The organism is Glaciihabitans tibetensis, assembly GCF_003003265.1.
Taxonomy (GTDB): domain Bacteria; phylum Actinomycetota; class Actinomycetes; order Actinomycetales; family Microbacteriaceae; genus Glaciihabitans; species Glaciihabitans tibetensis.
The window spans coordinates 286,899-300,629 of record NZ_PVTL01000006.1 but is presented as its reverse complement, the minus strand read 5'-3'; the positions used below and the strand labels follow the sequence as shown (position 1 = coordinate 300,629).

Annotated in this window: 14 protein-coding genes; 7 read left to right on the top strand and 7 right to left on the bottom strand. The window is 68.3% G+C overall.

The genetic code is table 11. The features are described from left to right. Positions 1–23 precede the first annotated feature (23 nt). Genes B0I08_RS12870 through B0I08_RS12855 form a run of 4 tightly spaced genes read left to right on the top strand, consistent with a single transcriptional unit; the run spans position 24 to position 4,364 of the window. Positions 24–1,151 (top strand): glycosyltransferase, encoded by a 1,128-nt coding sequence (locus B0I08_RS12870; protein ID WP_181243406.1) that lies wholly within the window; start codon positions 24–26, stop codon positions 1,149–1,151. Further along, a complete protein-coding gene (locus B0I08_RS12865; protein ID WP_106213449.1) occupies positions 1,151–2,308 on the top strand; it encodes a glycosyltransferase in 1,158 nt (385 codons plus the stop codon). The genes B0I08_RS12870 and B0I08_RS12865 overlap by 1 nt, the downstream gene beginning before the upstream one ends. Beyond that, entirely contained in the window at positions 2,305–3,447 is a 1,143-nt protein-coding gene (locus B0I08_RS12860; RefSeq protein ID WP_106213447.1) for a glycosyltransferase, read from the top strand. The genes B0I08_RS12865 and B0I08_RS12860 overlap by 4 nt, the downstream gene beginning before the upstream one ends. A gap of 53 nt (positions 3,448–3,500) precedes the next feature. Further along, positions 3,501–4,364: a glycosyltransferase family 2 protein gene (locus tag B0I08_RS12855; RefSeq protein ID WP_106213445.1), complete on the top strand. Its 864-nt coding sequence runs from the start codon at positions 3,501–3,503 to the stop codon at positions 4,362–4,364. Positions 4,365–4,456: 92 nt separating this feature from the next. Here the strand turns inward: B0I08_RS12855 and B0I08_RS12850 are convergent, their stop codons facing one another. Then, a complete protein-coding gene (locus B0I08_RS12850; RefSeq protein WP_245884791.1) occupies positions 4,457–5,458 on the bottom strand; it encodes an ATP-grasp fold amidoligase family protein in 1,002 nt (333 codons plus the stop codon). Next, positions 5,455–6,051, bottom strand: coding sequence for a TetR family transcriptional regulator (locus B0I08_RS12845; RefSeq protein WP_106213441.1), 597 nt, complete (start codon positions 6,049–6,051; stop codon positions 5,455–5,457). The genes B0I08_RS12850 and B0I08_RS12845 overlap by 4 nt, the downstream gene beginning before the upstream one ends. A gap of 131 nt (positions 6,052–6,182) precedes the next feature. Between B0I08_RS12845 and B0I08_RS12840 the strand changes: the two genes are divergently transcribed. Beyond that, complete coding sequence (locus tag B0I08_RS12840) at positions 6,183–6,773, top strand: isochorismatase family protein (protein ID WP_106213439.1); 591 nt, start codon at positions 6,183–6,185, stop codon at positions 6,771–6,773. 477 nt (positions 6,774–7,250) lie between these two features. On the opposite strand, the gene B0I08_RS12835 is transcribed toward B0I08_RS12840, so the two are convergent. From B0I08_RS12835 to B0I08_RS12815, 5 genes are all read right to left on the bottom strand, one after another. Continuing rightward, positions 7,251–7,823: a hypothetical protein gene (locus B0I08_RS12835; RefSeq protein WP_106213437.1), complete on the bottom strand. Its 573-nt coding sequence runs from the start codon at positions 7,821–7,823 to the stop codon at positions 7,251–7,253. Between the two features lie 148 nt (positions 7,824–7,971). Next, the gene (locus B0I08_RS12830) at positions 7,972–8,442 is read right to left on the bottom strand and encodes a pilus assembly protein CpaE (protein WP_106213435.1); all 471 of its coding nucleotides are present in this window, start codon (positions 8,440–8,442) and stop codon (positions 7,972–7,974) included. A 32-nt stretch (positions 8,443–8,474) separates the two neighbouring features. Then, complete coding sequence (locus B0I08_RS12825) at positions 8,475–9,440, bottom strand: aldose 1-epimerase family protein (protein WP_106213433.1); 966 nt, start codon at positions 9,438–9,440, stop codon at positions 8,475–8,477. A 9-nt stretch (positions 9,441–9,449) separates the two neighbouring features. After that, positions 9,450–10,199 (bottom strand): hypothetical protein, encoded by a 750-nt coding sequence (locus B0I08_RS12820; protein ID WP_106213431.1) that lies wholly within the window; start codon positions 10,197–10,199, stop codon positions 9,450–9,452. 48 nt (positions 10,200–10,247) lie between these two features. Then, positions 10,248–11,096: a DeoR/GlpR family DNA-binding transcription regulator gene (locus B0I08_RS12815; protein WP_106213429.1), complete on the bottom strand. Its 849-nt coding sequence runs from the start codon at positions 11,094–11,096 to the stop codon at positions 10,248–10,250. Positions 11,097–11,216: 120 nt separating this feature from the next. Between B0I08_RS12815 and galT the strand changes: the two genes are divergently transcribed. Both galT and galK read left to right on the top strand, forming a co-directional pair. Then, positions 11,217–12,329 carry a galactose-1-phosphate uridylyltransferase gene (galT, locus tag B0I08_RS12810; RefSeq protein ID WP_106213427.1) on the top strand — a complete coding sequence of 371 codons (1,113 nt, stop codon included), beginning with the start codon at positions 11,217–11,219 and terminating at the stop codon, positions 12,327–12,329. Continuing rightward, on the top strand, positions 12,326–13,588 hold the full coding sequence (gene galK, locus B0I08_RS12805; protein ID WP_425433000.1) for a galactokinase: 1,263 nt from the start codon (positions 12,326–12,328) through the stop codon (positions 13,586–13,588). The genes galT and galK overlap by 4 nt, the downstream gene beginning before the upstream one ends. Positions 13,589–13,731: the final 143 nt, after the last annotated feature.

The window sequence follows — 13,731 nt, the reverse complement described above, 5'->3', positions numbered from 1 at the left end:
CTCCGTCCCAGCCCAGCATCAGAGTGGTATCCGTTCCGGCAGCGCACCCCTATCCCCAGCGGGTCAGCGGGTCCGAGGGGATCACGGTCCTGCCCGATCCGGTGCCCGCGGGCGTACCCGCTGGCCAGTGGTGGCCTCCCGTTGCGCTGGACCCGTCCTGGATCCGCGATAACGCGTCCGCGGCGGACCTGGTGCACATCCATTTCGGCACCGAGTCGTTCACTCCCGAGCACCTCGCGGCCTGCGTGGCGGCGGCGCACGACGTCGGCTGGCCGGTGGTATTCACCGTGCACGACCTCGAGCACCCGCAGTTAAGCGACAGCGACCAGAGCGGCTACCGCGAGCAGCTCGACGTTCTGATCCCGGCCGCGGACGCGCTCATCACCCTCACCGCTGGGGCCGCCCGCGAGATCCAGCGCCGGTGGGGCCGTTCCGCTCTCGTCTTGCCTCACCCTGCGGTGGTGTCGGACGCTTCCGCGATGCCGCAGCCCCCGGCATCCGCCTCATATCGTGTCGAAATGCACCTCAAAGACCTGCGCTCCAACATCGATTCCGTCGCCATGGTGACGGCATTGTGCGGCGCGATCGACGACCTCGCCCGCGCCGGACGCGAGGTGACCGCCCTCGTGCGGATGCACCACCGGGTGCGCGATGCCGCCGCGCGCGCCGAGATCCGGGCGATCACCGCCGGCAGCGAGAGAGTCGAGCTCCTCGAGCACGACCGACTCGACGATTCCGCGCTGGCCCACGCGATTGCGGGCTCGGACGTCTGCGTGCTGCCCTACCGGCACGGCACGCACTCCGGCTGGCTGGAGCTGTGCTGGGACCTCGGCACCGGCATCGCCGCACCGGCGCTCGGCTTCTACGCCGAGCAGCACGCCGATGGCAGCGTTGCGTCATTCTCCGCGGAGCGTTCTGTAGCGCCGTCTGCAGAGCCGGATGGGATGTCGGATGGGATGTCGCTTGCCGCGGCCATCGCGGCAGCGCTCGACTCACCCCGCGCAACCCGACCGGGCTCCGACGACCGGGCGGCAGAAGTGCGGCGGCGGCAGGCGCAGCGCGAGACGGAGCGCGACTCGCTCACGTCCGCGCACGCGGCGCTCTACCGCCAGCTCGTTCTCGACAGAACACCATCCGAGCTCCGATCGTGATGGCCGCGAACCGCCTCCGTATCGTTGTCATCGCTCCCCTCCGGTTTCCGATTCGCCGTCCGCACGCCGGAGGGTTGGAGTCCGCGGTGTGGAACGAGGCCGACCAGCTGCGCGCGCGAGGACACGAGGTCACGATCATCGCGGCGGAGGGCTCGGACGGCACCACTGCGGGCAGCCCGTTTACCACCCCCGCACTCACCTGGCCGGAGGGCGCTCACCCGACGGATGACACCTACCCGGCGAGCTACGAGACGTCGTCTGTTCCCGCGCTGGCACATGCCCTTGACGTAATCGCGGCGCATCCGGAACGATTCGACGTCATCTCCAACCATTGCCTGCACAGCCTTCCGCTTCGCCGCGCGGCCGAGCTCGGGGTGCCGATGATCTCGACGCTGCACACCCCGGTGGACCGGGACATGGTCGAAGCCCACCTGGCCGCGGCGCACCGGGCCGGGACCGGTCGGCCCAGCCACTTCCTCTCGGTGAGCGAGCACACCCGCGCCCAGTGGGCCGCCGCCGGGATCGAGTCGACCGTGCTGAGCAACGCGGTGGATCCGGCAGCCTGGCCGCTCGGTCAGGGGGGCGAGAACCTCGTGTGGTTCGGACGCATCGTCGAAGAGAAGGCGCCGCATCTCGCGATCGACGTCGCCGAGCGTCTCGGTCTGCCGCTCGTCATCGCGGGGCGCATCGGTGACGAGCGGTATGCCGAACAGCACCTCTTTCCCCGCCTCAGTGACACGATTCGATACGTTGGCCACCTTTCTCCCGAGGAGCTGGCGGATGTCGTGGGGCGAAGCGCCTGCTCCATCGGCACCCCCGCGTGGGAGGAGCCATTCGGTCTCGTCGCGCCCGAAGCCCTTATGTGCGGCACCCCGGTTGCGAGCTTCGCGGTGGGCGGCGTCTCCGAGATCGCCAGCGGGAGTGTGGGAATGGCGACCGCCGACCGCGGCGACGTCGCCGGGCTTGCTGCTGCGGCGCACGCGCTCATCGCCCGCTCGCGCACCGAGTCGGGCTTCCGGGAGGCCACGCGCGCGAGTGCGATCGCGCGCTTTTCACTTACCGCCCGCATCGGGGCGCTCGAAGCGCACTTCGCGCGGCTGATGGCCGGCGCAGACTCGCTCGGGTCGCTGGACTCGCTCCCGGAGCAGGCGGCGTGACGCGAATCGGCTGGTACGTCCACCACCACGGACGGGGCCACCTCGGCCGGCTGCTCGCAATCGCTCCGCATGTCGCCGGCGAGATCGTCTGCTTCAGCTCCCTTCCGCAGCCAGCCACCCTGCCGGCCAACTGCCGCTGGGTGCTGCTCGACCGCGACGACGCCGAAGAACCAGAAACGGGCGGACCGGTCCGGCACAGAAACACCGACGCCGGCGGCCTGCTGCACTGGGCACCACTGCTGCACAACGGGCACCGGCGTCGCCTGACCGCGATTGCTACCCAGCTTGATCACAGCCCGGTCAGCGCATTTGTGGTGGATGTCTCGGCGGAGGTCACCCTGTTCGTGCGACTGCTGGGGATCCCGACCGTATTGATTACGCAGCCAGGCACGCGCGACGACATCCCCCATGACCTCGCGTTTCGCGCCGCGACCTCGGTCATCGCGCCGTGGCCGGGCGACCTGATGCGGCCTGCCCACCTGAACGCCCTGCCGCGCGTCGCCTACGTCGGGGGAATCAGCCGCTTTGCCGGCAGGCAGGACGCTACTCCCAGCCTCGACGACGCCGCGGCCAGCCTGCCCGCCGCCGCGCCCAGCCTGCCCGCCGCTGCGTCCGACCTGCCCGCCGCTGCGTCCGACCGTCCCGCCCGCTCGGGAAACGCGCGTCCCGAGGTTCTCGTGCTGGGCGGCGCCGGAGGTAGCGACGTGACCGCGGAGTCCATCACCGCGGCCGCCGCAGCAACACCGGGATACACTTGGAGCGCCCTCGGTATACCCGGGTTCGGCGGCGGCTGGTCGGAAGACCCGTGGGTGCAGCTCCGTCGCGCGGACATCGTCGTCGCCTGGGCCGGCCAGAGTTCGATCGCGGATCTGGCTGCTGCGAATGCACGCGCCGTCATCATCCCCCAGGAACGTCCGTTTGAAGAACAGGCGCAGACCGCCCAAGCCCTCGCGCAAGCTGGCCTCGCCGTCGTCGAAACGTGCTGGCCCGCCGCAGACGCGTGGCCCGGCCTGCTCGAGAAGGCGCGCTCGCTGCGTCCGGAGTGGTCCCGCTGGCAGACCGCCGGTGCTGCCGAGCGCGCTGCCGCGGAAATCGAGGCTACGGTGATCGAGGCTACGGCCGGGGCGGTCCGCTCGTGAACCGCGAGAGGTCCAGCCACGCCGAATCCAGTGCGCCGTCGAGCACGCACGCCATGACCCCGACCGTCATCACGCTCGCGTCCGCACCCCGACGCGCCCACGTGCATAACCAGCTGCGAGCCGTGAGGAAGATAGGCGGCGTCACCAGCGTGCTGGTCTGGGTCGGCGATGACACTCCGCCGCGGCTCGCCTCCGACGGCACGCTAGACGACCACTCCCTCGACGCCGGCCGTGCTCTCGCCGAGGGCACCCTCGTCAACCACACCCTCCACGTGCCGCCCGGCCCGCATGGGCTCCGCCTCGCGGCCGCACGCAACGCGGGAGCCGACCGGGCAGTCGCGGCGGGCGCCGACGTGCTCATCTTCCTCGACGCCGACTGCGTGCCCGGTCCCGACCTCATCGACCGGTACACCGCGGCGGCGTCCGAGCACCCCGATACCGTGTTCTGCGGCCCGGTCACCTACCTCCCGCCGGGCATTGATGTGACGGATGCCACGGCGCTTGTCACCGCCACCAACCCCCACACCGCCCGCCCGGCACCCCCGCCCGGGCAGGTACTGCCGGCGACGCCCGACCAGTACACCCTCTTCTGGTCGCTGTCCTTCTCGATGACCGCGAGCACCTGGGCCACCACACCACGATTCGACGAGGGATACGAGGGGTACGGCGGGGAAGACACCGACTTCGCGTTTGCGCTGCGCTCCTCGGGTATCCCGATGGCCTGGGTCGGCGGCGCTCACGCGTACCACCAGCACCACCCCACCTCGTCTCCGCCGTGGCAGCACCTCGACGACATCCTGCGCAACGGGCGTCGCTTCGCCGACCGGTGGGGACAGTGGCCGATGACGGGCTGGCTGGAGGCCTTCGAACGCGGAGGCGCGGTCCGGCGCGACGGCGACGGCTGGGTGCGGGCCTGAGCGGTCTGCGTCGGCCTACTCGGTGACGGCAACGAGCCACCTCTGCGGCGAGCGCCAAGGCGCCGGTGCCCCGTCGGTTCGGCCGCGCCCGGTCACCGATACCGCTTCGGCACGCTCCAGTGGGCGCCGAACTCCGCGTTGAACCGCCGCGGCTCGAACGGACTGGTGCCGCCCGCGGGGTAGCTGGTGAGTTCGCCGAACACCACCCGGTCGGGCAGGTTGTAGAGGTCGACCCGCACGAAATCGGTTTCTGCGGCGAGACGCTCCGCGAGCGCGATCATCGCGTCCAGGCCCGCGGGCCGGGGGTGCGACGGGTCTGCCCAGGCCGGTCCGCCGCTGAGCGCGAGGTGGTTCCAGTCCCGGTCGAAGAAGTCCTGGGTCCGCTGGCCGAACCGGCCGGCGTCGACTTCGATGTAGCGGCAGGACCCGTGGAACACGAAGAACTTGAGGTCATCGGGGATACCGCCGTCTTCACCGGTCAGCAGCTCCTCCACGATGACCTGCCGCGGCACGTGCCCGTACGCCCACTCTCGGTTCGGCCCCTGGCCGTACAGCTGCGCGATCCAGCCCTCTGCAAGCCACGCGAGATGAGTGCGATCAACCGCCGCAGGAAGTACGTGGCGGTATACCCAGCTCCCGGGGTCGGTCGGCAACGTGGCATCCGGCGACGCCCGCGGGGACACGACAACCGCAACCCCGCTGCCGTGCGTAGGCTTCACGACGTACGCCTCCGGCAGGTCGAGCGTGAGCAGATCGCGGGGGTCGGCCGTGATCGCGTAGGCAACGGGCAAATATTGGGCGCCGATGGTGGATGTCACGTACTCACGCACCGCCGCCTTGTCAGCAAAGGTGATGACCAAGGGACGACGGTCCCGCAACATCTTGTAGCGCACCTTCTCGGTGAAGGTGCGCGGGCGGCGCGTCACGAACAGCCGCCACGCGCGCACCAGCCTGCTGCGCTCCCGCCAGACCGGCCTGGAGTTTGGCGGGCTCGCCGGCGCGGGGCTGGCTACGGGCACGCTCGCGTCCGGCACCGTCGCTTCTGGCTCGCTCGCTTCTGGCCCGCGCGCTTCTGACACTTCTTCTGCCGTCACCGGCTGTGCCCAATGGCGGGGTCCGACAGCCGGACGAAGATCCCGTCGAGCAGCTCGCGGAACGACGTGTCGGGCAGCTCCGCCCATTCGCGCCAGGCGACATCGAACGCCGACAAAGCCGCGGCGACGAGGACCTTGGCGGTGAGCGGGTCGCTGATCTTTTCCACCAGGGCAGCGGCGAGCAACTCCTCCTGGAGCAGGCGCCGCTCGCCGAGGTGCGCACGGAGCGACGGTATCGAGCTGATGAGATTCACCTTGGCGCGCAGTCGTGTCGGGTCGGCCTCGGCCTCCGCCACCAGCACCGCCGGTTCGAAGGCGCGACGCAGATGCGTCCAGATCGGCTCCGCGTTTGTCAGATCGAAAGTGCGCAGCAGGCTCGCGTAGTCGAGCTGGGTCGACTGCATAGCCACGATCACGGCGTCTTCCTTGGACGGGAAGTAGCGGAAGAAGGTTGCTCGGGAGATCCCCGCCGCCTTGGCCGCCTCTTCGACCGTGGTGCCGTCGAAGCCGTTCTCGAGAAAGCAGTCGTAGATCGACTCCGCGAGCCGCGCGCGCACCGCGTCCCGGGTGAGTTCTCGAACGCCGACATCCATGATGTTTGAGTCTAGCCAGTGATACGCTATCTCACAGATGAGACTCCGTATCACGACGATCTGAGTGCTCCACCCGACAGCCGGCCGTGAGTGCTCGACCCGACATCCCACTACGCAAGAGGAGAACCACTGTGCCTATCACCAACCTCGACCCGACCGTTGCCCTGATTGTTGTTGACCTGCAGGCGGGAACCGCGGCCAACCCGACGGCCCACCCCATTGCGGATGTCGTCGCACGCAACGTCGAGTTGCTCGCCGCATTCCGCGAGCGCGGACTGCCCGTTGTGCTGGCGAACGTCACGGGAACGCCGGCCGGCCAGACCCAGTACGGCGCCGGCGCTCGCGCGTTCCCGGCCGAATGGAGCGCGATGCTGCCCGCACTCGACCAGCAACCCTCCGACCTCACGGTCTCGCGCGCCACCTGGAGCGCCTTCGCCGGCACCGATCTCGACATGCACCTGCGAGCCCTCGGCGTCACGCAGGTGGTGCTCGCCGGCATCGCAACGAGCTTCGGGATCGAGTCCACTGCCCGCCAGGCCTACGACCTCGGGTACAGCGTGGTGGTGGCCGTCGATGCGATCACCGATCCGCGCCTCGAAGCCCACACGGGCAGCGTCGAGCGGGTGTTCCCGGCTCTCGGACAGCTCGATTCGACCCACGCGATCGTGGCCCTACTCGAAACGTCGCGCGATACAAGTGACGAGATATCGACTCTGGGATAGCCTGCAATAGTGAACCCGGAACCATGCGAAGCGGAATATCAGGGGCGATACGTGCTACAAACCTAGATTTTTTCTCAACTTCGTGTTATCGTCGCCCCGGGTGTTTCATCGCCCCTGGTCACGGCGTTCACCGCTGCAGCTGGGGGTTCCTTCATTCCGGCCTCGGCTGGAAAGTCAGCAGTAAGCCCCTCACCTCTTCCTGCCAAGTCGTGACTGAGGTGAGGGGCTCCCTGGATTCGTCGACCGGGCAGTTCGCGCCGCTCCGGGTCGAAACACCCCGTCGAGTGGGCGCTCCCGTCGCTTTTTCTCGCGGAACGGGTCGATTGCTGTCCGGCCAGCGAGCGTTTTCCCCGTCGAGGGTCGATAGCTGTCCGGTCGATGAGGCTTGGTCGTCGAGTGCCCGTTCCATGGCCACGCTCTGGCTCGGGCTAGCAGTCGGGCTAGCGCTCGACCGGCTCGACCGAAGCAACGCGCCGGCTACGCGCCGAGGTCGTCCTCGCCGAGCGTGCCGGTGATGCGGGGTGGCACCGGGGCGCCGTGCTCGGCGGCGGTAGCGAGGATCGCCAGGCTCTCTAGCAGGGGCGCGGGTTGTTCTTGGGCGCCGGAGACGTACCAGCCTCCGACCAGGAAGGCGCCAGCGACATCCGACCATACGGCCATGCCGGTAATCGTGAAGCTGCCGTACGCACGAACGTGGAACCCCGCGCGCACGAGATCACCGTGGTGCACCGCCGCGACGGTCGCGCGCAGTTCGGCGGTGTCGGAGGCGGGGATGACGACGTCATCGGCCGTCGAGGAGTCCGGAGTGACCGGGGCGAGCAGGCGCAGAGTGCGGTCGGGCTTCATGCCTTGTTCGATGAACCGGCCCGCCATGGTGAGGGTGCGCGCGGACGCGGACAGCACGGCGTCGCCGACCACCACGAAGGTGCCGTAGCGGTCCTCTACGAACGTCGCTCGCATCGGGGTGGGCGCCTCGATCTCCGTCAGTACCGTACCGAGGCCCTTCACGTCGCGGCGGGCGGGGAGCTTCAGAGTATCCAGAGCAGGCACAAGGTTCCTTTCGAGCAGCAGCGTCTTTCGAGCGGCAGCGTTCACACTGTAACGGACGAGGCGCGGGCGGCGGGCTGCAGTGCGCACGGGCGACCGCGGTGCGAGGCGCTCGACGTCAGGGGCAGCTCGTCAGATCAGGGGCAGCTCGTCAGATGCGGGGCAGCTCGTGCTCCAGGTCGGGAAACGGGTCGCCGATGGACTCGTCGATGAACAGGAGCAGCGCCTTCGCGTAGGCGTCGACGGCGGTGCGCGCCTCGAAGCTCTGCGGCAGGTCGCTGAAGATCGTGGACACCCGGAATCCACCGCCGGGCAGCACCTCAAGGCTGCGGAAGCAGCGGCGCAGGAGGGTGCGCAGCTGGTCCTCGCGCGGCAGCCACAGGGTGTCCTCGAGGGAAACCGAGTCGAGCGCCCACTCGGTCGTGCCGTTGAATCCGAGGACGGTGCCGGTGGAGTATTGGTGCGCTTCCACGGTCATGTCGCTCAGGATGAAGACGTCGGCGTCGACCTCGAGCCGGTCGATGGAGAACGCGTCGCCGACCGCGGGATGCCACACCAGGCCAGAATCGCGCAGCGCCCGGGCCAGCTCGGGAGAGATCGTTGTTGCGGCGGTCGTACTCATTCCGCAATTATGGTCGGCGTCGCCGCGCCTGCCTAGACCGTGTAGCGAATCCCCCAGCTGGCAGTCCAGGTTTGCTCAGGTTCTATCCAGCGAAGCGACTGGCCGGAGTTGAACGCGTCCGCGGGCGCTGTCATCGGCTCGATCGCGATGGCGAGGGTGCGCGACTCGGGCGGGGTGGTGTCCGGTTCCAGGGCGTTCATTACCGTGAGGTTGTCGCCAACGGGAAAGTTCGGCGTGGTGAAGACCTGTACATACGGAAAGTTCTCGTCCTGCCAGAGTGACACCGTGCGGCCGTCTGGTGCAGTGAGCGTTGCGGTGACCTGGTCGATGGGTGTGACGTCTCCGAAGGCGTCATCCAACTTCAGGGTTTCGACCTTCTGGCCGGCACGCAGATCGAAACGTCCCTCGACCGGCACTTCCGCGCTGACGTTCAGGCGCTCGTCGACCGGAAACCGTGAGGCCGCGTGCACCGTCAGGGTGAGGTCTTTCGTGGGCACATCGCCGATCTGGAAGAACGGATGGGTGCCGATCGCGGCGGGAGCGGGAGTCGCGCCCTCGTTGCGAATCTCATGGGTGACCGTCAGGCCATCGTCGACGAGCTGGTAGGTGACCTGTGTCTCGAGGGCGAAGGGGTAGCCGCGCTCGGGAAACACCGACGCGGCAAGCGTGACCGAATCGTCGGTGCGGCTCACCATCCAATAGGCGGTGTGCACGAGCAGGCCGTGGATCGCGTTGTGCAGTTTCGGTTCAGACAGCACCAGCTGCTGGGGCTGACCGTCGTGCTGCCAGAGGCCATCTTCGATCCGGTTCGGCCACGGCACGAGAACGATGCCGCATCCGAAGGGCGGAGGCACATGTTCCGGGTACGGCTGGGTGAGGTCTACGCCGTTGATGCGGAGGGTGCGGATCGAGGCCGCCACCTCCGTGATGATCGCCTCGGCCGGGCCGAACGGCGTTGAGCGGGTCAGGACGAACTGTTCACCAGTGGAAGCACGCATGCCGCAAGCCTATTGGCTCGGCTCGGCCAGAGTCGCACCTGGGGTCCCGGGCGCTGCCGGGCCTTCGGGCGCTGCCAGACCTCGTGGCGCTGCGGTTGCGGTGACCTGCGTGAGCCAACCGTCCATCCGCTCTTGCGCGACTGTCGTTCCCAGTTCGCCACGGCTTTCCTTTGTCATCCAGTAGTAGATGAGCGCCCAGTAGGTCACGATCGGAGATGCCCCGAGGATCTGGGTGTTCAGGTCAACCCGCGAACCGGCGTACTCCACGCGCAAGACCGGGATGTTCGCCTTTCGGGGGTTGTCCTCGTTCGTGAATGTCGCCCTGATCGAGGTGACGGCGTCCCATGGCACGTCCGCATCGCCACCGGTGAGGCGAAACGCGATGCCCGATTCGCCAATGCCCACCCCGTGGAGGTGCGGCCAGCCCGTTCGCGTGCCGTAGGAGACGACGGAGTTTACTGTGGCCCAGCCGAAGAACAGCGCGCCCGCGGCCATCAGAACGAGGGGAAAGATCGCGTACTCGAGTTCTTCGGCGAACTGGATGAGCGTGCTGACAATCCCCCAGACGCAGAACGCTGCGATGAGGGCAAACGCTCCAACCAGCTTCCACGGCACGGGCCTGAGCTTGGCGAAGTGCGTCCACTGGTCTGGCGGTGGGGTAGACGACTTAGCGAAGGCGAACGCGTTCACCAGGCGCAGCGGGGTGCGGGATGCAGAGCGAGCGAGCCAGCCGGCGGGTACGTCGTAGGTGCGGGTCACGCCTGCGAGGCTACCGAGTTCCCCGGCGGATGTGGAGAAATCTCAGGATCAGGCCACGACCAGAACCTCAAGGCCGGCGCTCCGCAACGAGTCGACGATGACCTCGTCCACCACCCCGCCCGTCACCAGCTGCGCGAACTCCGCCACCGCCCCAATGACTCCGAGGTGCGCCTGCCCGAGCTTGCTCCCGTCGGCGATGAGCACCTGGCGGCTCGACGACTGAACCATCCTGCGCTTCACCTCGGCCTCGGGATAGTTGATATTCGTGACCCCGCGCACCGGGTCGATCCCGTTGCACCCGATGAACGCGATGTCGACGTGCACCGACTCGAGGAACGCGGAGGCCGACGGGTTCACGAGCGAGTGCTGGAGCGGCCGAAGGGTGCCGCCGGTAACGACAACGGTGAAGCGCGGGATCGCCGCCTCGAGCGCGAGGGCGATGCTGATCCCGTTGGTGATGACCGCGACATCCACCAGATCAACACGCCGCACCAGCGCCTCCGCCACGGCCAGCGCGGTCGATCCGACGTCGAGAATCACGCTCTGCCCGCTGGTGACGAGGGCGGCGGCTGCTTCGCCGATCGCGCGCTTGGACTCCGTCTCGCGAATCAGAGCCTGCTCGAAGGTGGGCTCAGGCACCGCGTCGGATTTTGGGTCGTGGGATGTCGCGGTGCCCACGCCCGCGCCGGGTACCGGCATCGCGCCGCCGTGTACCGGCATCGCGCCCCCGTGCACCCGCAGCACCCGGTCGGTCGCTTCGAGCGCGGTCAGGTCGGCCCGAACCGTGACCTCGCTCACCCCGAGAATCGCGCTGGCATCGGCGACCCGCAGGAATCCGCGCTTGGTCACCAGATCCGCCAGCTTCTCCCGGCGTTCCGCGGTGCTGTCACGTGCCATCCGGTGCCCTGTCTCCCGTTGATGAAGCATTGCGCCTCGCGCGCCAGGCGCGCCCCGCTTCGCCGCTCCAGCGTCTATTTACGATATCGAAAGTAGCCTACTTACGATATCGTAATCACCATGACTACGAGCGGAATCGTCAAACGGCCCACGGTGCTCAACGACGGACGGGAACTGATCTACTTCGACGACGCAGACACCGTTCTGCCCCCGGAGCGCACGGCCGACGCGCGCCACCTCGACCCGCGGCCCGACACCGCCACGATGCGCCAGGACGTGCTGACCGGCGAGTGGATCTCCATCGCCGCTGCGCGCCAGAACCGCGTCTTTCTCCCGCCGGCCAACCAGGACCCGCTCGCGCCGACCACCCCGGACAACGCGACCGAGGTGCCGAGCATGTACGACGTCGCCGTGTTCGAGAACAAGTCGCCGTCGTTCGGCCCGGCTCTTGCGGGCGATGCCGGCGCTCCCGAGTCGCTCGAAGCCCTCAGCGAGGTCGGACTCGGCCGCAGCTACACATCGATCGGCCGCTGCGAGGTCGTCTGCTTCAGCCCCCAGCACGAGGGCTCGTTCGGCTCACTCACCCCGTCGCGCGCCCGCACGGTGATCGAGGCGTGGGCCGACCGCACCGCCGCTCTGTCGGCGATGCCCGGCATCCAGCAGGTGTTCCCGTTCGAGAACCGCGGCCAGGAAATTGGCGTCACCCTGCAGCACCCGCACGGGCAGATCTACTCCTACCCGTACGTCACCCCGCGCACCACGCGCCTGCTCGAGTCGATCGAGAAGGTCGGACCCGACCTGTTCGAACAGATCCTGCAGAGCGAACGCGCCTCGGAGCGGGTCGTGCTCGAGGGCAAGAACTGGACCGCGTACGTGCCGTTCGCCGCGCGCTGGCCCATCGAGGTGCACATGCTGCCGCACCGCCACATCCCGGACTTCGCCGCGACCAACGACGAGGAGCGCGACGAGCTCGCCACCCTCTACCTGCAGCTGCTCCGCGGCATCGACAAGCTGTATGACACCCCGACCCCCTACATCGCCGCGTGGCACCAGGCTCCCGTGAACGTGGGGCGTGACGACATCCGCCTCATGCTTCAAATCACGTCGCCGAGGCGCGCCGCAAACAAACTCAAGTACCTTGCCGGGTCGGAGGCTGCGATGGGCGCCTTCATCGGCGACGTCCTGCCCGAACAGACCGCAGCATTCATCCGAGAAGGAATTAGCCGAGCATGACCACCACAGATAACACCTCGATGCCTGAAGCGGATGACGCTGCGCTCCTCGAGCGGGTGCAGTCCACCTTCAGCGCGCTCTACGGCAAATCCCCCGATGGCCTCTGGTCCGCCCCGGGCCGGGTGAACCTGATCGGTGAGCACACCGACTACAACGAGGGCTTTGTGCTGCCGTTCGCGATCAACCGCCGCACGGTGCTGGCGCTCGCGCTGCGCGATGACCGCGTCATCCGCATCTCCAGCGCCTTCGCCGAGGGAGTTGTGGAGATCAACCTCGACGACCTCGCTGTGGAGGAGCTCGGGCCCGACGTGCTTTCGGGCTGGTCGGCGTACCCGCTCGGCGTCGCCTGGGCGCTGGGACGCTTCGGCGCGGACCTCAGCGGAGCCGGCGACGCGGTTGACGGCTTGGCTGCCGGCGCAGTGACCGGCTCGGTGACCGGGTTCGACGCCTACCTGGAGTCTACGGTTCCCGTCGGTGCCGGCCTTTCGTCGTCTGCGGCCATCGAAAGCTCCATCGCCCTGGCGTTGAACGACTCGTGGCGTCTCGAATTCGACCGCCAGACCCTCGCGAAGGTCGGTCAGCTCGCCGAGAACAAGGCAGTGGGTGCCCCCACCGGCATCATGGACCAGTCTGCATCGCTACTCGGCCGCCGCGACGCCGCCGTGTTCCTCGACTGCCGCAGCCTCGACGCCGAAGTGGTCGACCTCGGCTTCGCCGCCGCGGGCCTCGAGCTGCTGATCATCGACACCAACGTCGCGCACGCGCACTCCACCGGTGGGTACGCCGCTCGACGAGCCTCCTGCGAAGAGGGCGCCCGCCTGATGGATGTCCCGTCGCTGCGTTACCTCGACGTCGACGACCTTCCCCGCGCCCAGGAGGTGCTCAGCGAGGAAACGTTCCGCCGCGTGCGCCACATCGTTACCGAGAACCAGCGTGTGCTCGACACCGTGCGCACCCTGCGCCTCGAGGGTCCGGCCGCGATCGGGTCTCTCCTTGACGCCTCCCACGCGTCCATGCGGGATGACTTCGAGATCTCAGTCGCCGAGCTGGATGTCGCGGTCGAGACCGCGCAGGCGAACGGCGCTATCGGCGCCCGCATGACCGGAGGCGGATTTGGAGGCGCCGCTATCGCACTGGTGCCGAGCGAGAGCATTCCCGCGCTCAAGATCGCCATCACGGCGGCCTTCTCCGAGCGGAACTTCACCGCTCCGACGATGTTCGTCGTGAGCGCCGCCGATGGAGCCGTGCGCGAGGTCTAGCCAGCAACTCGGCCCAGCTCAGCAACTCGGGTCTGGGCCCAGCGCACAGCCTTGGCCCAGCAACGCAGAACGACCCCGTCGAGACTCTCGGCGGGGTCGTTCTCTGTTCGGGTCCTGCGGCGGCTGTTGCCGGAACGGCTGTC